Genomic DNA, 22,452 nt, shown 5'->3' on the forward strand with positions numbered 1-22,452 from the left:
CCCGGACTGGTCCGGTCCCGCACCGCGGCACGGCGCACCGGGCGCGACCAGGGCCGTCGCCGTCGGCGACTCGTACCTGCCGCGGGCGCGCCCTCGCGGGCGGACGTCCGCCGCCCCGGCACCGGCCGCCCCGCCGCGGTCCGGCGTCGTCGGGCAGGTGTGGTCTCGGTGCGTCGGGGCATGGATGATTTGCGTACTTTGGTTATTTAATAGCTAGGCTATACAACCGTCAAACCGCCGCGCGGCCTCCTGGCCCCCGGCGACCGCTCCGCATGCGAGGACCGCTTCGTGCCCGACGACCACCACGAGCCCGCCGAGGACGGCTCCGCCGCCCAACTGGAGGAGTTCCAGCGAGCCTGGAACGAACTGATCAACGCGGCGATCCACGCCCGCACGCGGAGCGGTCAGCACCGGTCCGCCGACGAGCTCACGCTGACGCAATCCCTGCTCATGGAGGCGGTCCGAGGGCTGCGGGCTCCGACCGTCGGCGCCGTCGCCAAGGTCGTCGGGGTCTCCTCTCCGTCCGCTACGCGTATGATCCAGCAGCTCGAGCGCAAGGGGATGATGGCGCGCCGTCGGGCCCAGCACGACGAGCGCAGCACTGTGGTCGCGATCACCGAGGAGGGTGAGAGAGTCCTCGCCGAACGGCGCCTGGAGATGGAGCGCAAACAGCGACGGATCTTCGACGCGATCGATCCGGCGCTGCGGCCCACGGTTCTGGAGGTCCTGCACGATCTGCGCGAGGCCATGGACCAGGCCTGAGCGGCATTCGGCCCCGGTGGCGCTCGATGTGCCGCCGGTGGCGAGGGCGGTCCTTCCCGCGACAGGGAGACCGGGTACGGGACGGGGTGCACGCGGTGGTCGACCGGCCCATGGCCGCCCGAGGGCCCGGATCGGCCGGGCGGAGGAGGGCCGGGCACGGCGGGGTCGTCCCGAGGGCCGATGCCGGCCGCGGTCCGGATCCGTAGTCTCACCCACCGAGGGGGCGCACGGCCCCGAGGGGAGACCACCATGACCTGGCCGGAATCAGTCCTCGTCGGCGCCGCCGCTGTCCTGGCCCTCGCGGCCGCGGTAGCGGGGCGGTACCGCGCGATGGCCGTGCCCGTGGCGGGGGCCGGGGTGCTGGCCGCCACGACCGCGGCCACCGCGCTCGGCGGTCCGCGGTGGCAGTGGGTCCCCGTCGCGGCGGGCGCGGCGCTGGCGGTCGCGACCGCCCTGGTGCTCCGCCGGGCCGCCCGGCGGCACGGGCGATCGGAGGGGGAGCGCCGGGTAGCGCGCCTCCCGGAGTGGACCGCCACCGTGGTCGCCCTGGGTTTGGTCGCGGCCGGAGCGCTGGCGATGTGGGCGCTCCCGCCGGTGGACTTCCCGCCACCGTCGGGCGGGCACGCGGTCGGCACCACGACCGTCGAGTGGACGGACCGCGGGCGCGGTGAGACCTGGACGGAGGATCCCGACGACCACAGGACCGTGGTCGCGCAGCTCTGGTACCCCGCCGAACCGGGGACCGGCACCGAGGGCGCGCCCTACCTCGGTCGGACGGAGGACGAGGCGCGGGTGATCACGGGCGGGATCGCCGACGGTTTCGGCCTGCCCGGCTTCCTGCTCTCGGACGCCGCCAGGGCCCGCACCCGCGCCGCGGTCGAGGCCGAGCCCGCCCGGAGCGGGGAGCCGTTCCCCGTCGTGGTCTTCTCCCCTGGGCTGGGCGGGGTCCGCGGCCAGAACACCGCGTGGGCCCAGGAACTGGCGAGCCACGGCTACGTCGTGGCGGCGCTGGACCACCCCTACGACTCCGCGGCCGTGGTCCTGGACGACGGCACCGTGCTGCGCGGCCGACTGACCGTGCCCCACGGGCCCCAGGAGGAGGAGCGGCTCGTGCCGGAGTGGACGTCGATCCGAGCCGAGGACATGAGCCTGGCCCTGACCCGCCTCATGGAGATGGACGCCGACGCCGGCGGGCCGTTCGCCGACCGCCTGGACCCCGGCCGCGTCGTCGCGGCGGGTCACTCCTTCGGGGGTTCCGCCGCCCTCCACGCCGCCGCGGGCGACCACCGGTTCACGGCCGTCATCGACCTCGACGGCTTCCCGCACGAGGCCGACGCCCTGGACTTCCCCCAGCCGCTGCTGGTGCTCGTCGCGGGCGCGGGTACCGGGGACGCGGACGGCGACGCGCGCTACGCCGAGGCCGTGACCGGGGCGCTGGCGGCCGCCGGCGGGCCGAGCTGCGCGCTCACCGTGGAGGGAGCCGCGCACCTGAGTTTCACCGACGCCCCCCTGTACCTGCCGCCGGTGCCCGCGATCGTCGGATCGGCCGGCCGGACGCGGCCGCTGACCACGACCGCGGACGCCTCGCTGGCCTTCCTCGACGCGGCGCTGCGCGACCCCGCGGCCCGCCCCGGTGGCGCCCTCGCCTCCTTCGGCGCGACCGAGTGCGTGCCCTAGGACGTGTGTGGCGGGGAACCGCCCGGGCTCCCGCTGTGCGACGACGGCGAAGCCCGCACAGGAGGAGAACTCCCTCTTCGGCCTGGTCAGGGCACCACTGGCTGCGCCGATCACGACGGGCGGGAACCACCGCACACGACCTGGCCGGGTCCGGTCTGCCAGGGGCAGATCTGCCCCGGGCCGAAACCGTGGAAGTCCGGTGGCGCGCCCCCGCAGGGTGGAACCACCGGTCGGGCGGACGAGCGCTCCGCCCAGGGGCCGGGAGAGGAGAGTTCCATGGGATTCCACGCAGGGATCATGGCCGCCGAGGAGGGAACGGGGGGCAGGTTCGACGACCTGCTCGCCACGCGCCTGCTGCGCAGCCGCGTCGTGCTGCTGGGCACGCAGGTGGACGAGGAGAGCGCCAACCGGGTCTGCGCGCAGATCCTGCTGCTGGCCGACGAGGACCCGCGCCGCGACATCACGCTGGCCGTCAACAGCCCCGGCGGCTCCGTCCACGCGGGCATGGCCGTCTACGACACGATGCACTTCGTGCCCAACGACGTGTCCACCCTGGTCATGGGGTTCGCGGCGAGCATGGGCCAGTTCCTGGCCTGCGCGGGCGCGCCCGGCAAACGCTACAGCCTGCCGCACGCGCGGATCATGATGCACCAGCCCTCGGGCGGGCTCGGCGGTACGGCCGCCGACATCGCCATCCAGGCGGAGAACCTGTCCTACACGAAGCAGACCATGGTGCGGCTGATCGCCCGGCACACCGGGCAGGCGGAGGAGACCATCACCGCCGACCAGCACCGGGACGCCTGGTTCACGGCCGAGCAGGCCATGGAGTACGGCTTCGTCGACCACGTGGTGGCGTCGGCGTCGCAGATGGGCGGCAGCGGGCTGCGCCTGGGCGGACCCAACCCCGGGTTCGCCACGCGTGCGACGGGAGGAGACCGATGAGCAGCTACACCGTGCCGATGGTGGTCGAGCGCACGCCGCACGGAGAACGGTCGTTCGACGTGTTCAGCCGACTTCTGTCGGAACGCATCATCTTCCTGGGCACCCCGATCGACGACGACGTCGCCAACGTGGTCATGGCGCAGATGCTCCACTTGGACTACGACAGCGCCGAGACCGACATCCAGCTCTACATCAACTCGCCCGGCGGCTCGAACACCGCGCTCACCGCCATCTACGACACCATGCGGTTCGTGCGCGCCGACGTCGCCACGGTGTGCATGGGCCAGGCGGCGTCCGCGGCGGCCGTGCTGCTCGCGGCGGGCACGCCCGGCAAGCGGATGGCGCTGGAACACGCCCGCGTGCTGCTGCACCAGCCGTCGGCGCAGACCCAGGGGCACGCCGCCGACCTGGAGATCGAGGCGTCGGAGGTCCTGCGCATCCGGTCACAGGTGGAGGAGATCCTGTCCCGGCACACGGGCCAGACACAGGAACGGCTGCGGGCCGACACCGACCGGGACATGATCCTCACCGCCCAGCAGGCCAAGGACTACGGGCTCGTGGACGGGATCGTCACCCTCCGGGAGCCCGGCGCGTTCGCCGGAGCCGCGGTCTAGGGCGTGTTCGGTGGATGCCGCCCGTCGCGCAGCAGGGTGAGTATCCGCGGAACACGCCCCAGGGCGTGCCCGTCCCGTCATGCCGCGACCGTCGACGGCGGCGACCTGCCGCTGCGGTCCGGGCGGGCTGCGGGGCGGGCACGTCGTCCGGGTCGGGCCGACGGACTCCCGGTCAGGCCGCCAGGGACATGACCTGGGCCTGGTGGCGGGCGGGTCCGGGAACGTGCGCACCCGCGCGCCGGAAGTCGCCCGCGCCGGCGCCGGTCCGGGACAGGCCGATCAGGGCGGTGCGCTGGTAGAGCTCGGCGAGGACGTCGGTCAGGCTCAGCCCGAGCGAGCGGTAGACCGCGGCGAGGACCTCCGAGGAGGCCTCCTTGCGGCCGCGTTCGATCTCCGACAGGTACGGAAGGGAGACCTGGGCGTCCTCCGCCACCTCGCGCAGGGTGCGCCCCTGCTCGTTCCGGGTGCGCCGCAGCAGCTCGCCGATGAGGTCGCGCATGAGCGGATCCTCGCGCTCCTCGGCGCGTGCGCCCCGTCTGGCTTCGTCCAGGGAACGCAGGACGCTGTCGGTCATCGGTGGCCTCCCGGGCGCGTGGTCACTGGTCCGGCTTCCGAGCCTACGCCGGGCGCCCCGGCCCGGGGGAGTGGAGCGGTGGCGCTTCTGCGGACGGCAGAACGGGTCCAGGTGGGGTGAACGGAGCGAACATGCCAATTCATCGCAAAGGCTCTGCGTGGAGAGGCCGTGCGCCGTGTCCCACGGGCCCGGACCGGGAACGACGCAGGGGCGTCTACCAGGGGAGGAACCTGTGGAGATCACCGGAATCATCAGCGCGCTCATCGTCGGCCTCATCGTCGGCGCGCTCGGCCGACTCGTCATCCCCGGCAAGCAGCACCTGCCGATCTGGCTCACCCTGCTGCTCGGCATCGTCGCGGCCGTCCTGGGCGGCTGGATCGCCGGGATGATCTGGGCCACGTTCTGGTTCGTGCTGCTCGTCCAGGTCCTCGTGGCGGCGGGCATCATCTACCTCGCCGACGGGATGTACGCGAAGAACGCCAGAGGGACCGCCTGACCGTCCGGTCCCGCTCGCCCGCCCCGCCCCGGTCCACCGGCTCCGCGCCGGTGGACCGGGGCGAGCGCTCGGGCCGCCGGGCGCGCCTCAGGAAACGCGCACGGTCCGCCCGGTACGCGCCGCTTCCTCGGCCGCCGCCAGGATCCGCACGACGTCCCGGCCGAACATGACATCGCACGGGTCTCCGACCGTGCCGTCCACCTGGGCGAGCAGGCGGTCGATGGCGTTGCCGAACGCCGTCACCGCCGAACGGTCGCCGTCGGGGGCCGTCACCCAGCCGTGCTCGCCGTGCAGGGCGACCTCGAAGGTCCGCGCGTCCAGCGCGGCGTCCAGCGTCAGCGCGAAGGAGCCCACCGCGCCGTCCCGGTGCCGGGTCAGCACGTGCGCGGTGTCGCGCGGGCCGGTCATGGCCGTGACCTCCCCGACCGGGCCGAGCACGGGCAGCACCACCGACAGCGCGTGCGGGCCGATGTCCCACAGGCCGCCCTTCTCCCGCCGCCAGGGTGAGGCGCCGAAGGGGTTGTCGGGCTGGAAGATCGACGCGAACATGGTCACCCGGGCGCCGCCCCAGCCGCCCGACGCGGCCGCCTCCCGGACGAAGCCGTCCACGCTGTCGGAGAACCGGTTGGTGAAGAAGACCATCGACGCGAGTCCGCGTGCCTCGCACTCGGCGGCGATGTCGTCGGCGACCCGGGGCGAGAGCGCCACGGGCTTGTCCAGCAGCAGGTGCCGTCCGGCCCTCGCGGCGCGCAGCGCCAGATCGCCCTGGACGTGGGGCGGCAGCGCGACGGCGACCGCGTCGACGTCGGCGATGAGTGCTTCCGCGTCGTCGTAGGCGCGGATCCCGTAGCGCTCGGCGAGCGCGGCGGCCTTGGCGGGGTCGCGCCCCCACACACCCGCGAGCTCGGCGCCGGGGTGGGCGGCCAGTGCCGCGCCCTGCGTCTCCGCCGCCCAGTAGCCGGTACCCAGTAGTCCGAACCTCAGGCCCATGGCCCGTCTCCCCTCGTCGTCACACGTGCGGTGCCATTGTCCATGGGAACGCTCCCACTCGCGGTTCCGGGGTTCTCGGTCCCCGTCGAGGCCCGTCCGTGGCGGGCCCACAGCGGCGGCGCCCAGACGCCGCCGCTGTGGACCGGACCGTCCAGGGCACCGTCCGCGACCGGCGGTCCGTCATCGACGATCCCTTCGGCACAGGCGCTTCGGGGCACCCGGGCGGGTGAGCCGATCGCGTCCGCGTACAGTCACATCCGGTGATCCTGCCCCCGACCCTCGACCGGAGGAACCCCCGATGCGACCCGACGCGGAGCCCCGCCAGCCGCAGAGCTCCCCCGCACCCGTGCCGACCGCGTTCTCCGGGGCGCCCGCGTCCACGGCACCGAGGAAGCGGCGCACCGGACGGAGGGTCCTGGTCGGCGTGGGTGCGGCCGTCCTCGTGGCCGGCTCAGCCACCGCGGGCCTCGCCGGGGGCGTGGTCCACGGGGGCGCGTCCCTCCAGCCGCTCGACGACGGCGTGGTCCCGGACGCGGCGGAGCCCGCCGAGGCGGTCGCCACGGAGGAGCCCGGGGAACGGGCCGAGTACCGCGGCATGTCGGTCCTGCTCCCCGAGGGCTGGACGGCCGACACCGTCACCGACGAGTTCGGATCCGGTGCCGATCCGCTGGCGGAACAGGTGTCCGAGGAGTGGCTGGCCCTCTACCCGGAGGGCCAGGAGGCGTGCGAGGGGCAGGTGTGGACCTGGACGGACTCCAGCACCAGTTGCCGCCACCTGAAGGTCCTCGGCCCGGGCGGCATCGGCCACGGCGGCGCGGGCTGGGCGGCCGTCACACTCGAACCCGGTGCGGGGAGCACCTACACCGCCTCCGGGAACCCGATGCCCTGCCCCGAGGGGGAGCCCACGTTCAGCGGGGCCGAACCGGAGCGGACGGCCGAGGGACGGGGGACCGTCCAGGAGCGCAAGGCCGGCGGTGAGCCCGTCGCCTACCTCGAGACGTCGCTGACGTGCCTCGACCCGGCGACCTCGACCTTCGTCAGCGTCGAACAGCGGCTGTGGCTGCTGGAGGAGCCGCGGATCCTCCTGGTGGACAACTACCGGTTCGCCGAGACCGAGGGCCTGCTGGCCTCCGCCGAGTGGTGACCGCCGTCCGGCACCGCGCGGCGTGAGCGGCGGCTCCCGTGGAGGGCGCGCGGTGCCGCCCGGCCCTGGGACGGCACCACACGGCGGGCACGGGTCACCGCACCCGTCGCGCACCCTCCGCCGGCACCGCCGTGAACCCCGCGGGCCCGGCGAACCCCTTCTCCCGGTAGGCGGCGCGCACCGCGGCCAGGCAGGACTCCCGCGCGCCGTCCGCCACCAGGGCGATCACGCACCCGCCGAACCCTCCGCCGGTCATCCGCGCCCCGAGCGCGCCCGCCGCCAGCAACGCGTCCACGGCGGTGTCGACCTCCGGGACGGTGATCTCGTAGTCGTCGCGCATCGAGGCGTGCGACGCGGTGAACAGGGGGCCGACCCGGTGGACCTCCCCGGAACGCAGCAGTTCGACCGTCTCCAGCACCCGGGCGTTCTCGGTCACCACGTGGCGCACCCGGCGCCGGGACACCGGGTCGGGCAGCGCGTCCAGGGCCGCGGGCAACCCCTCGGCCGTGACGTCCCGCAGGGCCGGGACGCCCAGCACACCCGCGGCCTCCTCACACGAGCGCCGGCGCTCGGCGTAGGCGCCGTCCACGTGCCGGTGCGGTGCCCGCGTGTCCACCACGAGCAGGGCGAGCCCCCGCGCGGCGAGGTCGAAGGGCACCTGTTCGGTCTCCAGCGACCGGGTGTCCATGAACAGGGCGTGGCCCGCCGTGGCCAGCATGGAGGCGGACTGGTCCATGATCCCGCACGGCATGCCCACGAACCCGTTCTCCGCCCGCTGCGCGAGCGCGGCCACCCGGGCGGGCGCGGGGTCGGCGCCGTGCGTGTGCGCCGCTGCCAGGACGGTGGCGCAGGTCAGCGCGGCCGACGACGACAGGCCGGTCCCGCTCGGGATCGTGCTGTCCACCATCAGGTCCAGCCCGTCGATGCGCACGCCCGTCTCGGCCAGCGCCCACAGCGCGCCGGCGGGGTAGGCGGCCCACCCCGGGACCGACGTCGGCACGAGGCCGTCCACGCGCGCCGAGAACTCCTCGCCCGACTGCCGGGAGCGCAGCCGCACGATCCCGTCCGTGCGCCGGGCACCGGCCGTGGCCAGCGCGTGCGGCAGGGCGATCGGCAGCACGAAACCGTCGTTGTAGTCGGTGTGCTCGCCGATGAGGTTGATCCGCCCGGGGGCGATCCACACACCCTCCGGCTCGCGGCCATAGGCGTCGCGGAAGGCGTCCGCGCACGCGTTCGGGGACGGCCCCGCCGTCACTCCGGTCGTTCCGGTCACGGTCCCACCTCTCTGAGCCGCTGCGCGGCGGCCTCCGGGGTGACGTCGTTGATGAACACGCCCATGCCCGACTCCGTCCCCGCCAGGTACTTGAGCTTTCCGGGTGCGCGCCGCACCGAGAACACCTCCAGGCGCAGGGAGGCGGAGTCGCGGCGCGCGCGGACCGGAGCCTGGTGCCAGGCGGCGATGTAGGGGAGGGGCGCGTCGTACAGGGCGTCCATGCGGCGCAGGACGTCGAGGTACAGGTCCGCGAAGTCGTCCCGCTCGGCCTCGGTGAGCGCGGGCAGGTCCGGCACCCCCCGGTGCGGGTAGAGGTGCACCTCCACCGGCCAGCGCGCGGCCGCCGGCACGAAGGCGGTCCAGTGCTCGCTCTGGGCGACCACCCGGACCTTCGCCTCCTGCTCGGCGCGCAGGACGTCGGCGAACAGGTCGCCGCCGGTGCGGCGGCGGTAGTCCTCGGCGGAGTCGAGCGTGCGCTCCGTCCGGGGGGTGACGAACGGGAAGGCGTAGATCTGCCCGTGCGGGTGGTGCAGGGTCACCCCGATCTCCGGCCCGCGGTTCTCGAAGCAGAACACCTGCTCCACCCCGGGCAGCGCGGACAGGGCACGGGTGCGGTCCACCCACGCGGCCATGATCGTGCGCACCCGCCGGGGGGACAGGTCGACGAAGGACGCGTCGTGGTCGGAGCCGAAGACCAGGACCTCGCAGCGGCCCTCGCCCACGCGCCGGGACGGCTCCAGTTCACCGACGGGCTCCAGCGCGCGGCCGTCGTCCGGGACCAGTGACGGGAAGCGGTTCTCGAAGGCGACCACGTCGTAGGCGGGGGCGGGGATCTCGGTCCGCCGTCCGTCGACGGACGGGCACAGGGGGCAGTCGTTCGTGGGCGGCAGGTGGGTGCGGCCCTGGCGGTGCGAGGCGATGACCACCCACTCGCGCAGCAGCGGGTCGAAGCGCATCTCCGAACCCGTGGCGACCGGGGGGAGGGCGCGGGGGTCGGGGGTCGGGCGCCGGACGGCGTCGCCCTCGTCGAAGTAGATGATCTCGCGACCGTCCGCGAGCCGTTCGGCGGTCCGTCTCATGTCTCTTCCCGGTGGACGTCGACATCGGCGACGACGAGGCGCCCGACGTGTTCGGACAGGGTGGTCCGGGCGTCCTCGTCGATCCCGGCATCGGTGACGAGCACGTCGCAGCGGTCCAGCGGCGCGATCGTGCTCATGCCGACGGTGTTCCATTTGGTGTGGTCGGCGGCGACCACGAGCGTGGCGGAGGCGTCGACCAGGGCCTGGTCGGTCTCGGCCTCCATGAGGTTGGGCGTGGTGAAGCCCGCGCGCACCTGCATCCCGTGCACGCCCAGGACGAGGACGTCCAGGTTGAGTCCGCGCACCGCGGTGAGCGCGACGGGGCCGACCAGGGCGTCCGAGGGCGTGCGGAAGCCGCCGGTGAGCGCGACGGTCTGGTCCGGGCGCGCGGACCGGTAGAACACCTCGGCCACGCGCAGGGAGTTGGTGACGACCGTCAGGCCCGGCACGTCGGTGAGGTAGCGGGCGACCGTGGCGGTGGTGGTCCCCGCCGACAGGCCCACGGCGCTGTGCGGTTCGACCAGGTCCGCGACGGCCCGGGCGATGGCGTGCTTCTCGTTCTCCTGGCGGGTCGACTTGGCCTCGAACCCGGGCTCCTCGCTGCGCGCGCCGTCCGCCGCGACGGCACCGCCGTGCACCTTGCGGACGGCTCCGCGTCCGGCCAGCACGTCCAGGTCGCGCCGGACGGTCATGTCCGACACTTCGAGGCTCTCGACGAGCTCGGTCACGCGCACCCCGCCGGTCCGCCTGATCTGTTCGAGGATCAGCGCCTGGCGTTGCGCGGCCAGCATGGGACCTCCCCGCGGGATCCGGATGAACGAAAATGTTTGAACATGTTTGGATACTGACGCAGGCCCTGGTGGAATGTCAATGAGTCGGACCCGCGGTGACGTTGCGTGTTCGAAAGCGTTGATAAGTGTTGACAACGTGGTAGTGCTCTGTTGAGGATATGGGTGCTTTCGTGTCCCCACCGGGTGCGGCACCGCCCGGGAGACAGCCCGGCCCCGGCGCGCACCACCGACCGTGCAGAGGATCGACGTGCCCACTCACCCCGAACACGCCCCCTCCTACCTGGAGAGCCGCACCCCGTCCGCGGGGACCGAGCCGCCCCGGGCCGCCTTCGCCTCCGACGCCCCCGCCCTGGACCTGGACGGCGACTGGCGCTTCCGTCTCGCACCCACCGCGGAGGGCGGTCCCGGCGCCTTCGAACGGGAGGACCACGACGACACCGGCTGGGACACCCTGCCGGTCCCCTCCCACTGGCAGCTGCACGGGTACGGCGCCCCCGCCTACACCAACATCGCCTACCCGTTCCCGATCGACCCCCCGCACGTGCCCGACGCCAACCCCACGGGCGAGTACCGGCGGGCCTTCGACCTGCCCGAGTCGTGGCCCCGGGGCTCGACCGTCCTGCGCTTCGAGGGCGTCGACTCCTGCTACGCCGTGTGGCTGAACGGACACGAGCTCGGCTACGCCACGGGCAGCCGGCTGCCCAGCGAGTTCGAGGTCGGAACCCTGCTGCGCCCCGGGCGCAACGTGCTGGCGGTCCGCGTCCACCAGTGGTCGGCCGCCAGCTACCTGGAGGACCAGGACATGTGGTGGCTGTCGGGGATCTTCCGGAGCGTTCGCCTGCTCGCCCGCCCCTCGCAGGGGGTGCGCGACCTGGAGGTGCGCGCCGCCTACGACCACGAGTCCGGCACCGGCGTCCTGCGCGTGGACACCGACACCCCCGGGCTGGTCACGCTGCCCGAACTCGGCCTCGTCGACGCGCCGACGGGGACCGACCACGAGGTCGGACCGGTCGAGCCCTGGTCGGCCGAGGTGCCCCGGCTCTACCACGGCGAACTGGTCACCCCGGGCGAGCGCGTCCCCGTGCGCGTGGGCTTCCGGACCGTGGAGATCTCCGGCGGGCTGCTGCGGGTGAACGGTCGGCCGCTGCTCCTGCGCGGAGTGAACCGGCACGAGTGGGACCCCGACCGGGGCCGGGCGGTGACCTGGGAGACCATGCGCGAGGACGTGCTGCTCATGAAGCGGCACAACGTCAACGCCGTGCGCACCAGCCACTACCCGCCCCACCCCGACTTCCTCGACCTGTGCGACGAACTCGGGCTGTGGGTGGTCGACGAGTGCGACCTGGAGACCCACGGTTTCGAGGACGTCGGCTGGCGGCGCAATCCCTCCGACGACCCCCTCTGGCACGACGCCTACCTGGACCGGATGGCCCGCACCGTCGAACGGGACAAGAACCACCCCAGCGTCATCCTGTGGTCTCTGGGCAACGAGTCCGGCAGCGGGCGGAACCTGCGCGCCATGGCCGAGTGGACCCGCCGCCGCGACCCCGGGCGGCCCGTGCACTACGAGGGCGCCGCCGGAACCGCCTACACCGACCTCTACTCGCGGATGTACGCCACCCACGAGGAGGTGGCGGCGATCGGGCGCCGGTCCGACCTGCCCGAGGGCGACCCCGGTCTGATCGACCGCCCTTTCGTCATGGTCGAGTACGCCCACGCGATGGGTACCGGGCCGGGCGGCCTGGAGGAGTACCAGCGGCTCGTGGAGGCCCACCCGCACCTGCAGGGCGGGTTCGTCTGGGAGTGGATCGACCACGGCATCCGGCGGCGCGAGGACGACGGCACCGAGTGGTTCGCCTACGGCGGCGACTTCGGCGAGGTGGTGCACGACGCCAACTTCGTCGCCGACGGCCTGCTCATGCCCGACCGCACCCCCGGGCCGGGGCTGGCGGCGCTGGCCAAGACCTTCGAGCCGCTGCGCCTGGTGCCCGATCCGAAGAACGGGACGGTCGCCGTCACCAACACCTGGCAGGTGCTCGACACCTCCGGACTGGACCTGCGCTGGGACCTGCGGGAGGAGGGTGAACTCGTCGCCGAGGGCGTCCTGGCGGCCGAGCCGGTCGGCCCCGGTGAGACCGCCGTGCTGCCCCTGCCCGACCTGCCCGACCCGTCCGTCCCCGGTCGGGAGACGTGGCTGACGGTGTCCGCACGCCTGGGCGGGGACCGGCCCTGGGCGGACGCCGGGCACGAGGTGGCCTGGGGACAGGCCCGTGCCGACCGTCCGAGTGCGGCCGGGGCGATCACCCCCGTCCCGCCCGTCATCGAGGGCGACACGGTCGCCGTGGGCCCGGCGGAGTTCGACGCCCGCACCGGGCGGGCGCTCTCGCTCGGAGGACTGCCGCTCTCCGCCCTGGAACTGGACGTGTGGCGCGCGCCCACCGACAACGACCAGGCCAGGCACGGCGAGTCCGTGGAGGTGCCCTGGCGGCGCGCGGGCCTGGACCGGATGACGCACCGCGTGCTGTCGGTGGAGCGGGAGGGGGCGGCCCTGCGGGTGCGCACCCGCGTGGCGGCGGCCGCGAGCGAGCTCGGGCTCCTGGCCGACTACACGTGGACGGGTGACGCCGACGCCCTGGCCCTGGACCTGGCGGTCGAGGCGGTCGGGGACTGGCCCTGCCCGCTGCCCAGGGTCGGTGTGCGGCTGGAACTCCCGCCGGAGCTGGGTGAGGTCGCATGGTTCGGTCGGGGGCCGGGCGAGGCCTACCGCGACGTCGCCCAAGCCGCGCGGGTGGGGCGCTTCACGAGTTCCGTGGACGGGCTGCAGACCCCCTACCTGCGGCCCCAGGAGAACGGCAACCGCGTCGGGACCCGCCGACTGGACCTGCGGTCGGCCGAGGGCCGCGGGCTGCGGGTGGAGGGCGACCCCGAGTTCGACTTCACCGCGCGCCGGTGGAGCACGGCGGCCCTGGACCGGGCGCGGCACCCGCACGAGCTCCGGCCGGAGGACCGGATCCACCTGCACCTGGACGCGGCGCACCAGGGCATCGGCTCCGCCTCCTGCGGGCCGGGGGTCCTGCCCGAGCACCGGTTGACCCCGGGCACGCACCGGCTGCGCCTGGTGCTGCGGCCCCTGGGCTGAGACGTCGCCCGCCGCGGTCCGCCCATGGGCCGCCACCGCCCGCCCGTCGCCCGCCACCGCCCGCCCGTCGCCCGCCACCGCCCACGCGGCGCTGCGCGGGGCGGGTGGGCCGCCCTCAACGGACGCCTGCGGCGCGGTCCTTCCCGCGGTGTGCTGCGCGGGGCGGGTGGGCCGCCCTCAACGGACGCCTGCGGCGCGGCGGCCTTCCTCGGGCGCGGTGACGGCGGACCGGGCGGCGACCCCGCCCTCCGCCCCCTCCGCCGGGGCGGCGGGAGCGGTCCGGGCACGTGGGGAGGCGGTGACCTGGACGAGGACGACCGCCCCGACCGCACCCAGCGCGCCGAGGAGCTGGACGGGGGTGAGGGTCTCTCCGAGGAACAGGAACCCGAGCACCGTGGCCGCCAGCGGACTGGCGAACGACAGGAACGACACGGCCAGCGCGGGCAGGCGCTCCAGACCGCGGAACCACAGGGCGTAGGAGATCAGTGCCCCGACGATGCCCAGGTAGGCGAATCCGGCGAGGTTGGCTCCCGTGACGTGCGCGGGCAGGCCCTCCACGAGGAGCGCCGCCGGGGTGAGCAGCAGTCCGCCCGCGGTGAGCTGCCAGCCGGTCATGGCCAGCACGCCCACGCCCTTCGGCCGGCCCCAGCGCTTGGTGAGCACCATCCCGGTCGCCATGGCCGCGGCGGCGGCCAGCCCGGCCGCGATCCCGAGCGGGTCCAGGGCCGCCTCCGGGCCCACCACCAGCAGCCCCACACCGGCGGCGCCGAGCAGGCAGGCCAGGACGTGGACGAGGCGGATGCGGGTGCCCAGCCACACGGCCCCCAGGAGCAGGACCACCACGGGCTGCACACTCATGACCAGGGCCGCCACGCCGCCGGGCAGCAGGTAGGCGGCGACGAACAGCAGGTAGAGGAACACGCCGATGTTGAGCGTGCCCAGGACCAGGGAGCGCCACCACCACACACCGCCGGGCAGGACCCGGGTGACGGCCAGCAGGACGAGTCCCGCGGGCAGGGCGCGCACGGCGGCGGCCAGCAGGGGCCGGTCGGGCGGCAGGAGCTCGGTGGTCACCAGGTAGGTGCTGCCCCACACGGCGGGGGCGATCGCGGTGATCAGGGAGTCCAGGGCGATGCGGTGGCCGCTCATCGCGGTCCTCCTCCGGTGCGGGCGACGCCGTGGGTCTCGGCGTACACGTGGCGGTCGCGGTGGCGGCGCCCGGGATGGGCGCGGGTCTCGGCCGGATAGCCGACGGACAGCAGCAGGGCGATGGCGAGGTCGTCGCGGTGGCCCGCGCCGATCGCCCTCTTGACCTCGGCCTCGTCCCAGCCGTTCATCGGTGAGGAGGCCAGTCCGGCGTCGGCCGCGGCGAGCATCGCGAAGCTCGCGGCGATCATCGCGTCCTTGACCGCGTACTCGCGTACGAGTCCGCGCGCGGCGAGGTCGCGCTGGAAGTCGATGCCGGCGGTGGCCGTCATGTCGGCGAACTCCTGGGACCAGGCCCCCCGGCGGAGCGCGGTCTCGTAGACGTCGGAGAGGTCGTGGCGCCAGGCGTCGCACTCGGCGACGAAGACCAGGGTGACGGGCGCCCGCCGGGGCTGGTCCTGGCCGCCCGCGGCGAGGGCGAGCGCCTCGCGTCCCTCGGGCGAGGTGACGGCGACCACGGAGCGGGACTGGAAGTTCCAGCTGGACGGGGCCTCGACCGCCAGGTCCAGGAGTTCGTCCAGGAGGGCGTCGGGCAGCGGTTCGGGGCGGAAGCGCCGGATGCTGCGGCGGGTGCGGATGGTGTCGGCGAGGGGGATCGCGGGGGCGAGAGTGCTCATTTCGATGGCGAACCTTTCGATGTCGAATCCTTCGATATCGAAAGGTTAGGTCGCGGTGCTCCGGTTCGTCAAGCGGGCGGCGCTATCATCGCCGGATGAACGACGCCGTCGATGTGTTCCTTGACCAGTGGGGCCGAGAGCGCCCCGACCTCGACGTCTCGCCGATGGCGCTCATCGGCCGCGTCCAGCGGCTGAACCGGATGCTCGTGCGCGGCCTCGAGGAGTACTTCGCCACCCAGGGCCTGGAGGTGTGGGAGTTCGACGTTCTCGGCACCCTCCGCCGCTCCGGGGCGCCGTTCTCCCTGACCCCCAAGGAACTGGTCCGCATGACCATGGTCGGTTCGGCGGCCATGACCAACCGTGTGGACCGCCTGGTCAAACGGGGTCTGGTCTCCCGCGAGGTCGATCCCGCCAACCGGCGCCGGACCGTGGTCAGCCTCACCCCGGAAGGGCTGGAGCTGGTGGACGAGGCCGTCAAGGGCCACGTCGCCAACGAGGCGCGGCTGCTGGAGGGGCTGGACGAGGACGACCGCGCCCGGATGGTCGGGCTGTTGCGCACGCTGCTGCTCTCCCTCGGCGACACCCTGGAGGAGTGAGCGGCCCACGTCGCCGGACACGGCGGCGGCCCGCCACGGGGGCGGGCCGCCGGGGTTCGGGCGTGTTCTGTCGCTCTGCGCCCTGGGGCCGTCGAGGGACGGCCGCCGTCACGCGCGTCAGTGTCCGCCCGGCTTCTTGTCCGGGGTCAGCGCGTCCTTGAGCTTCTCGCCGGCCTGCTTGAGCTTGGAAGCGGACTTCTCGGTCTTCCCCTCCGCCTGCCACTGCTCGTTGCCGGTGGCCTTGCCGAGGTCCTCCTTGGCCTTGGCCTTGTACTCCTCGGCCTTGTGCCGGAACTCGTCCTTCTCGGACATGGACTGCCTCCTCTCAAGACGTCCTGTCCGGAGCCCTAACCGAAGTCGGGGCGCTCAATCGTCACGAGAGGAAAAAGTCGTGCTGTGCGGAGGGGCCGGGTCAGGCGCCCGGCGCGAGGGGGACCACCGACGCGAACGGCGCGTGCGTGCCGAGCCGGCGGTCGATGCCCTCGCGGACCATCGCCTTGGCGGTGGCGACGGCCGGTCCCACCTCGGCGCCCTTGGCCAGTTCGGCGGTGATCGCGGCGGCGAACGTGCAGCCCGCGCCGCTCACCCGTTCCTCACCGATCTTCGGAGCGCGCAGGACCGTGACGTCGGTGCCGTCGAAGTGCACGTCCACCGCGTCCGGGCCCGGCAGTTCCGTGCCGCCCTTGGCGACCACGTGCCGCGGGCCGAGCGCGTGGATGCGGCGGGCGGCCTCCACCAGGTCGTCGACGGTGTCGATCCGGTCCATGCCCGCCAGCGTGCGCGCCTCGAAGTGGTTCGGTGTGATGACCGTGGCCAGCGGCAGGACGCGGGCGGTCAGCGCCTTGTCGGTGTCCAGGGCCGCGCCCGGCTCCTGGCCCTTGCAGATGAGCACCGGGTCCAGGACCACGTGCCGCCACGGCCGGGACTCCAGGGACGCGGCGACCACGTCGATGGTGTCCGGCGTGCCCAGCATGCCGATCTTGACCACGTCCAGGTCGTGGCAGGCCGTGGCGGCCTCGATCTGGTCGCCGATGACGCCGGGGTCCACCGGGACGAACCGGTGGCCCCAGCCGTTCTCCGGGTCGAAGGAGACGATGCAGGTGATCGTCCCGACCCCGTACACGCCGAGCTCCTGGAAGGCCTTGAGATCGGCTTGGATGCCGGCGCCGCCGGTGGCCTCCGATCCTGCGATCACGTATGCGCGGTTGGTCATCCCGTGCCAACCTTCCTTCCTCTATGCTGACTGCGGTGTCCGGACCCGGTCGAGCGAATCCGTGCATATTGCACCACACGCGCAGGACCTGGTGGTTCTCGGCCGGAGGAGCCGCCGGGCGCTGACGCCCGGCGCGGACCGGCCCCACTCCTGTTCCCCAACGGATACCGAGGTCGCGGGCCGGGCCGCTCCCGGTCCGCGTACCGGCTCACAGGTCGGCGAGCAGGCCGTCGGTGACGGCGTAGCCGCTGTCGTAGGCACCCTCCACCGTGTTCTCGCCGGTGGTCGGCTCACCGGCGAAGAACAGCACCCCGCCCACCGGCGCGGCGAGCGCGGCCGGGGCGTCGTGCGCGCCCGGCGGCACGTACAGGTAGGCGCCGCGGCTGTGGGGATCGCGCTTCCAGTCGTGCGTGGTGCGGCGCACCGGCTGCGGGGGCGCCTGCCCGGCGGCCTCGCCCAGGGCGCGCAACCCCGCGTCGAACCGGTCGTCCTCCGGCAGCGCCAGCAGTGCGCGGGCGGCCTCGCCCGCGGCCCAGACCGACACCACCTCCGGAGCGGTCGGCGACAGGTGCGAGACCGACCAGAACGCCAGGTCCCCGTCCCACGCCAGGGTGTCGGTGTCGGCGGGCAGGACCGGCCGGTCGAACTCCATCAGCAGCTTGACCGCGTCCGTGGCGTCCAGGGCGTCGATCGCTTCGCGGTGTCCGGCGGGCAGCGGGGGGACGAAGGCCACGTCCGCCGCCCTGAGCACGCGGATCGGCAGGGTGGCCACGCACCGTCGGGCCCGGATCCGCTCCGTCCCGACGGGTCCGCTCGCGGTCAGCTCCACACCCCCGCCCGACCACCGCACCGCCTCTACCTGTCGGCCGAGGTCGATCCGCAGGCCGTGCGCCAGCGGGGCCAGCAGCCGGTCGTAGCCGCCCACCACGCGAAAGTCCGCGCGGGGCGCCGACCACCAGTCGAACTCACCCCGCTCGACCATCCAGGTGGCGCTCCACCGCGACAGCGGTTCGCTCTCGCTCGACACCGGCGGCCAGTCCGCCTCCGGGACGCCCAGGCGCCGCAGGTACTCGGCCGCGCTGTCGCCGTCCCGGGGCGCCACGGCGAGATCGACCGGTGCGCCCGGGGCCGCGTGCGGTTCGGAGCGGATCCGGACGGTGTCCGCCCCGGCCCAGTCCACGAGTTCCCAGGTCGAGGCCGCGGCACCGTGGATCAGTCCGGCGCCCAGCTCCACCGGCACCGAGGTGAAGCCGTGGTCGGTGTACAGCTGGCCGCCGATCCGGTCGCGCGCCTCCAGCACGATCACCCGCAGGCCGTGGTCGGCGAGGTTGCGGGCCGCCGACAGCCCGGTGACGCCCGCGCCGATCACCGCGACGTCCCACTCCGCCCACGGTCGGCCGGGTGAGCCTGCGGCGGCGGACAGCAGCGCGGTGCCGCCCAGCAGCAGGCCGGAACGGCGGGTGATACCGGGCAAGGGGCTCTCCTTCGGGGGGTACGGAGGCCGGTGTCGCGGCACGCACGGCGCCGGTCGGGGCGTGTGCTGCGGATCACTTCCCTGGGCGCGCAGGCCACGGCAGGCGATGTCGGCCAGGCGTCGGCGCGCGGCACCTCCGTCGTCCCGGTCGGTCGGCCGGGACAGGCAGGCCACCAGCAGGGCCATGGCGTCGCGGTTCGCCGTGCGCGACCGCGGCGGCGCCGTCGTGGTCGATGCCCATGCCTGGTCCACTCCGTGCCGGGGGTCCGGGTGCCGCGCCGAAACGGTCGGCTCGCCCAGGATAGCCCCGGCCGCGTCGACGGCACCGGGCCCGGCGGGGCGGCCGAAGCCACCGGGCCGGTCCGCCGGTGGCCGGACCCGGCCACGACCCGGCCAGCAGAAAATATTGTCGTATTATTTTTCCATGGCACGGACGGCGGACCACGAAGAGCGGCGGCGGCAGGTCGCCGAGGCACTCCTGCGGACGGTGGGGAGGCGGGGGCTGGCGCGGACGACTCTCGCCGACGTCGCGCAGGAGGCGGGGGTGTCGGTCGGCCTGGTGCAGAGCTACTTCCGCACCAAGTCCCAGCTGCTGCGCTTCGGGGTGGACCACCTGTACAAGCGGGCGGAGGCCCGGATCCGGGCGGTCTCGGAGGGGACCGAGCCGGTCCCCTCGGTGCGGGACTGGCTGCTGCGGGCCACCGAGACCCTGCTGCCGCTCGACGACCAGCGGCACCGGGAGATCACCGTCTGGCTGGAGTACCTCCCGGCCACCAAGACCGATCCGGAGATGGCCCGGCTGCACAAGGACACCACCGCCGAACTGCTCGACGTGCTCACCCACGCGCTGGACGAGGGCGTACGCCTGGGCGAGTTCCGGCCCGACCTGGACAGCCGGACCGAGGCGGCCGGACTCGTCGCGTTCGTGGACGGCCTGTCCATCCACCACCTCGCCACCGGCGGGGACGCCTTCTCGCGGGACGCGATCCGTGCCGCGCTGCACACCTACCTCGACCGGCTCCTCCTGGCCCCTGAGAGCCCGTGACCACCTTCCCGACCACTCGCAAGGCGGCCAGCATGACCAGCCCGACCACGCCGGCGTCCCGGGGCACGGAGGCCCCCGGGCCCGGTGCCCGACTTCCCCTGATCGACGTCCTGCGCGGCGTCGCGATCCTGGGCACGCTCGCCTCGAACGTGTGGCTCTTCACCGCCGAGGGCGGCGAGAGCGCCATGATCTTCGAGAGCGACGCGATGAGCCCCCTGGGCGCTTTCGCGGCGGAGCCCTCCGTCGACGGTCTGGCGCGCGGGCTCTTCCTCCTCGCGGCCAACGGCAAGTTCCTCGGCATGCTGACCCTGTTGTTCGGTGTCGGCCTGGCCATCCAGTTCCGCTCGGCCACCGCGCACGGCTCACGGTGGCCCGGCCGCTACACGTGGCGCGCGCTGTTCCTGTTCACCGAGGGCCTCGTGCACTTCACACTGGTCTTCGCCGCGGACGTCCTCATGGGGTACGCGGTCGTCTCCCTGCTCGTCGCCTGGCTGCTGACCAGGTCCCCACGGGTCCGGGCGGCCGTGATGTGGACGGCGGTCCTCCTGCACCTGGCGGTCGTCGCGCTGCTGACGGCGGCCCTGGTGCTGCGGACGCCGGCCGCGGACCCGGACTCCGTCGGCGTCCCGCCCGAGGCCGCGGCGCTCTACGCCGAGGGGAGCTACCTGGACCAGGTGGCCTTCCGCCTCGACAACGCCCTCTGGCTGCGGGCGGAACCGGTCATCTCCTTCGGGCTGCTCCTGTTCATGTTCCTGCTGGGCGTCCGCCTCTTCCGGGCCGGTGCCTTCGGTGCCGACGCGACCGGGCGTCGCATCCGCACCCGGATGCTCGCGTGGGGCCTGGGGGTCGGGGTGCCGCTGAACGCGGCTGTCGCCCTGGCGGGACCGGACCTGTTCCTCGTCGACCGCTACGTGGCCGCGCCGATCGTGGCGCTGGGCTACGTCGGGCTCGTCGGGTGGCTGCTCGACCGGATGAACCCGGCGGGGGCCGTCGTCACCGCGTTCTCCTCCCTGGGCCGGATGGCCATGTCCGGGTACGTGCTGCAGAACGTCGTCTGCGTCGTGGTCTGCTACGGCTTCGGCCTGGGGCTGGCCACGAGCCTGGCGGGGGCCGGCCCGTGGTGGGTGATGGGGCTCTGGGCCGCGGTGTCGGCGCTGCTCCTGGCGGTCGCGACGCCCTGGCTGCGCCGGTTCGGGGCGGGGCCGCTGGAGGCCCTCCAGAAGTCGGTGCTGGCCAGGATTCCCGCGCGGACCCGTGCGCGTGGAGGCGACCCGGGCGGCCGGCCGGGGGCATCCGGCGGCGTCGGCTGAGGACGGGACATCCACCAGGGCCGCCGGGCCGGGGACGTGGCGACCACGGAATCCAGTCACACCGCCGGAAGCCGGTCGCCCGTGGCGAGGTCGACGATGGCGCGCCGGGCGGCGGGGACGTCCACGGCCGCGCGGAAGAGGTTGCGGGAATCGGAGAACCTCACACCGGGGCCCGTTCGGTAGGCTCGCGGCGACGGTCGTCCGCCCACGGCAGAACAGGATCGACATGGCACGCGGTACACGCGGTATCGGGGTCGGCGACCCGGCCCCCGACTTCACCCTCCCCGCGCAGTCGGGAACCCCGGTCCGGCTCCACGACCGGCTCGGCGAGCGGGTGGTCGTCCTGTACTTCTATCCCAAGGACGACACACCGGGCTGCACCGCCGAGGCGTGCGCCTTCCGCGACAGCCATGAGGTGTTCGCCGAAGCGGGGGCCGAGGTGATCGGGATCAGCTCCGACTCGGTGGACCGGCACGCCGCCTTCGCCGATCGGCACGGGCTGCCGTTCACCCTGCTCAGCGACAAGGGCGGCGCGGTGCGCAAGAGCTACGGCGTTCCGTCGGTGCTCGGCCTGCTCCCCGGCCGGGTCACCTATGTGATCGACCGCCAGGGGGTCGTGCGCCACGTCTTCAACTCGATGACCGTCGTCGACAAGCACGTGACGGAGGCCCTGGAGGTCGTCCGGGGCCTGGCGGCCGTGGAGGACTGACGGGCCGGCCGCGCCGCGCCGGCGGACACCGCCGCCGGCGCGGCATCCGCGTGCCCGAAGTGATGACTGCCCGTCATGACATCATGACTTTGGGTGTTGATTCCCTGGTCGGACGAGTGCAGTCGGTGTGATGATGTCGCTCACGATGTCAGGTGGCTTGACATGACGTCATATCTGACGCCATGATGATGTCATGGATCTGATGCCGTATGTCGACGAACTCCGCCACCAGCTCATGGTGGCCGCCGAAGCCGGGGACGAGGACACCCGGGCCGTCGCCGAGCGCCTCACGGCCGCTCTCGAACCGGCCGCGCGCCTGACCTTGTTGGACACCCTTTCCGCCGCCGCGGACGAGATCACACGGGACCTCGCTCCCGGCTCGGTCGAGGTGCGGCTGCGCGGGCGGCGGACTGACTTCATTGTGACGTCACCTGAGTTCGACGACGCCAACGAGGATGGGCACCCGACGTCATCGGCGCACCGGGGTGACGCCGGAGAGGGCCCCGGGGGGATCGCGGCGCAGCTCCGGTCCGACGCCGAGGAGGGCGGCACGTCGCGGATCACCCTCCGGATGCCCGACCGCCTCAAACCGCTCGTCGAGGAGGCGGCCCGCGCCGAAGGGCTGTCGGTCAACGCCTGGCTGGTGCGCGCCGTCGCGACCTCGCTCGACACCGGCCGCCGCCGACCCGACAGCCGGGCCCGCCAGGTCGGCCGCGGCTACACCGGCTGGGTCCGCTGACCGGACCCGCCGCCCGCCCTTCCACCACCGCGTCTCCCACCAGCGGAGACGACCACCAACGC

Annotated in this window: 22 protein-coding genes; 12 read left to right on the top strand and 10 right to left on the bottom strand. The window is 73.9% G+C overall.

Annotated elements, in window-relative coordinates:
• The first annotated feature begins 288 nt into the window (after positions 1-288).
• The 4 genes from M1P99_RS14485 to M1P99_RS14500 all read left to right on the top strand — a co-directional run bounded on the left by M1P99_RS14485 (position 289) and on the right by M1P99_RS14500 (position 3,995).
• Entirely contained in the window at positions 289-762 is a 474-nt protein-coding gene (locus tag M1P99_RS14485) for a MarR family winged helix-turn-helix transcriptional regulator (RefSeq protein ID WP_304453181.1), read from the top strand.
• Positions 763-1,011: 249 nt separating this feature from the next.
• Positions 1,012-2,439, top strand: coding sequence for a dienelactone hydrolase family protein (locus M1P99_RS14490; protein WP_304453182.1), 1,428 nt, complete (start codon positions 1,012-1,014; stop codon positions 2,437-2,439).
• A 276-nt stretch (positions 2,440-2,715) separates the two neighbouring features.
• Positions 2,716-3,381, top strand: coding sequence for a ClpP family protease (locus M1P99_RS14495; protein ID WP_304453183.1), 666 nt, complete (start codon positions 2,716-2,718; stop codon positions 3,379-3,381).
• Complete coding sequence (locus M1P99_RS14500; protein WP_304453184.1) at positions 3,378-3,995, top strand: ATP-dependent Clp protease proteolytic subunit; 618 nt, start codon at positions 3,378-3,380, stop codon at positions 3,993-3,995. The genes M1P99_RS14495 and M1P99_RS14500 overlap by 4 nt, the downstream gene beginning before the upstream one ends.
• A 172-nt stretch (positions 3,996-4,167) precedes the next feature.
• On the opposite strand, the gene M1P99_RS14505 is transcribed toward M1P99_RS14500, so the two are convergent.
• Positions 4,168-4,569 carry a helix-turn-helix domain-containing protein gene (locus tag M1P99_RS14505; protein WP_304453185.1) on the bottom strand — a complete coding sequence of 134 codons (402 nt, stop codon included), beginning with the start codon at positions 4,567-4,569 and terminating at the stop codon, positions 4,168-4,170.
• Positions 4,570-4,801: 232 nt separating this feature from the next.
• On the opposite strand from M1P99_RS14505, the gene M1P99_RS14510 reads away from it, so the two are divergent.
• Positions 4,802-5,065 (top strand): GlsB/YeaQ/YmgE family stress response membrane protein, encoded by a 264-nt coding sequence (locus tag M1P99_RS14510; protein ID WP_304453186.1) that lies wholly within the window; start codon positions 4,802-4,804, stop codon positions 5,063-5,065.
• An 87-nt stretch (positions 5,066-5,152) separates the two neighbouring features.
• Here M1P99_RS14510 and M1P99_RS14515 read toward each other — a convergent pair whose 3' ends face one another.
• Positions 5,153-6,055, bottom strand: a complete 903-nt coding sequence (locus M1P99_RS14515; protein WP_304453187.1) for a Gfo/Idh/MocA family protein — start codon at positions 6,053-6,055, stop codon at positions 5,153-5,155.
• 298 nt (positions 6,056-6,353) lie between these two features.
• Between M1P99_RS14515 and M1P99_RS14520 the strand changes: the two genes are divergently transcribed.
• Entirely contained in the window at positions 6,354-7,199 is an 846-nt protein-coding gene (locus M1P99_RS14520; protein WP_304453188.1) for a hypothetical protein, read from the top strand.
• Positions 7,200-7,293: 94 nt separating this feature from the next.
• On the opposite strand, the gene galK is transcribed toward M1P99_RS14520, so the two are convergent.
• The 3 genes from galK to M1P99_RS14535 are packed head-to-tail and all read right to left on the bottom strand — an operon-like array spanning position 7,294 to position 10,342.
• Positions 7,294-8,472, bottom strand: coding sequence for a galactokinase (gene galK, locus M1P99_RS14525; RefSeq protein ID WP_304453189.1), 1,179 nt, complete (start codon positions 8,470-8,472; stop codon positions 7,294-7,296).
• Complete coding sequence (galT, locus tag M1P99_RS14530) at positions 8,469-9,551, bottom strand: galactose-1-phosphate uridylyltransferase (protein ID WP_304453190.1); 1,083 nt, start codon at positions 9,549-9,551, stop codon at positions 8,469-8,471. Before galT ends, galK begins: the two co-directional genes overlap by 4 nt.
• Positions 9,548-10,342, bottom strand: coding sequence for a DeoR/GlpR family DNA-binding transcription regulator (locus M1P99_RS14535; protein WP_304453191.1), 795 nt, complete (start codon positions 10,340-10,342; stop codon positions 9,548-9,550). Before M1P99_RS14535 ends, galT begins: the two co-directional genes overlap by 4 nt.
• A gap of 247 nt (positions 10,343-10,589) precedes the next feature.
• Here M1P99_RS14535 and M1P99_RS14540 point away from each other — a divergent pair, with 247 nt between their 5' ends.
• On the top strand, positions 10,590-13,481 hold the full coding sequence (locus M1P99_RS14540; protein ID WP_304453192.1) for a glycoside hydrolase family 2 TIM barrel-domain containing protein: 2,892 nt from the start codon (positions 10,590-10,592) through the stop codon (positions 13,479-13,481).
• 177 nt (positions 13,482-13,658) lie between these two features.
• On the opposite strand, the gene M1P99_RS14545 is transcribed toward M1P99_RS14540, so the two are convergent.
• Positions 13,659-14,630, bottom strand: coding sequence for an EamA family transporter (locus M1P99_RS14545; protein WP_304453193.1), 972 nt, complete (start codon positions 14,628-14,630; stop codon positions 13,659-13,661).
• Complete coding sequence (locus M1P99_RS14550; RefSeq protein ID WP_304453194.1) at positions 14,627-15,304, bottom strand: nitroreductase family protein; 678 nt, start codon at positions 15,302-15,304, stop codon at positions 14,627-14,629. Before M1P99_RS14550 ends, M1P99_RS14545 begins: the two co-directional genes overlap by 4 nt.
• A 95-nt stretch (positions 15,305-15,399) precedes the next feature.
• Here M1P99_RS14550 and M1P99_RS14555 point away from each other — a divergent pair, with 95 nt between their 5' ends.
• Positions 15,400-15,900, top strand: coding sequence for a MarR family winged helix-turn-helix transcriptional regulator (locus M1P99_RS14555; RefSeq protein WP_304453195.1), 501 nt, complete (start codon positions 15,400-15,402; stop codon positions 15,898-15,900).
• A gap of 117 nt (positions 15,901-16,017) precedes the next feature.
• Here the strand turns inward: M1P99_RS14555 and M1P99_RS14560 are convergent, their stop codons facing one another.
• The 3 genes from M1P99_RS14560 to M1P99_RS14570 all read right to left on the bottom strand — a co-directional run bounded on the left by M1P99_RS14560 (position 16,018) and on the right by M1P99_RS14570 (position 18,587).
• Positions 16,018-16,212: a CsbD family protein gene (locus tag M1P99_RS14560; RefSeq protein WP_304453196.1), complete on the bottom strand. Its 195-nt coding sequence runs from the start codon at positions 16,210-16,212 to the stop codon at positions 16,018-16,020.
• 100 nt (positions 16,213-16,312) lie between these two features.
• Positions 16,313-17,113: a hydroxymethylpyrimidine/phosphomethylpyrimidine kinase gene (locus tag M1P99_RS14565; RefSeq protein WP_304453197.1), complete on the bottom strand. Its 801-nt coding sequence runs from the start codon at positions 17,111-17,113 to the stop codon at positions 16,313-16,315.
• A 208-nt stretch (positions 17,114-17,321) separates the two neighbouring features.
• Positions 17,322-18,587 (bottom strand): NAD(P)/FAD-dependent oxidoreductase, encoded by a 1,266-nt coding sequence (locus tag M1P99_RS14570; protein ID WP_304453198.1) that lies wholly within the window; start codon positions 18,585-18,587, stop codon positions 17,322-17,324.
• A gap of 424 nt (positions 18,588-19,011) precedes the next feature.
• Here M1P99_RS14570 and M1P99_RS14575 point away from each other — a divergent pair, with 424 nt between their 5' ends.
• The 4 genes from M1P99_RS14575 to M1P99_RS14590 all read left to right on the top strand — a co-directional run bounded on the left by M1P99_RS14575 (position 19,012) and on the right by M1P99_RS14590 (position 22,390).
• Entirely contained in the window at positions 19,012-19,632 is a 621-nt protein-coding gene (locus M1P99_RS14575) for a TetR/AcrR family transcriptional regulator (protein WP_304453199.1), read from the top strand.
• 32 nt (positions 19,633-19,664) lie between these two features.
• Positions 19,665-20,942, top strand: a complete 1,278-nt coding sequence (locus tag M1P99_RS14580; protein WP_304453200.1) for a DUF418 domain-containing protein — start codon at positions 19,665-19,667, stop codon at positions 20,940-20,942.
• Positions 20,943-21,168: 226 nt separating this feature from the next.
• Positions 21,169-21,651 (top strand): peroxiredoxin, encoded by a 483-nt coding sequence (locus M1P99_RS14585; RefSeq protein ID WP_304453201.1) that lies wholly within the window; start codon positions 21,169-21,171, stop codon positions 21,649-21,651.
• A 193-nt stretch (positions 21,652-21,844) separates the two neighbouring features.
• Positions 21,845-22,390 (top strand): histidine kinase, encoded by a 546-nt coding sequence (locus M1P99_RS14590; RefSeq protein WP_369696559.1) that lies wholly within the window; start codon positions 21,845-21,847, stop codon positions 22,388-22,390.
• Positions 22,391-22,452: the final 62 nt, after the last annotated feature.

The sequence above is a fragment of the Nocardiopsis sp. YSL2 genome (assembly GCF_030555055.1).
Lineage (GTDB): Bacteria > Actinomycetota > Actinomycetes > Streptosporangiales > Streptosporangiaceae > Nocardiopsis.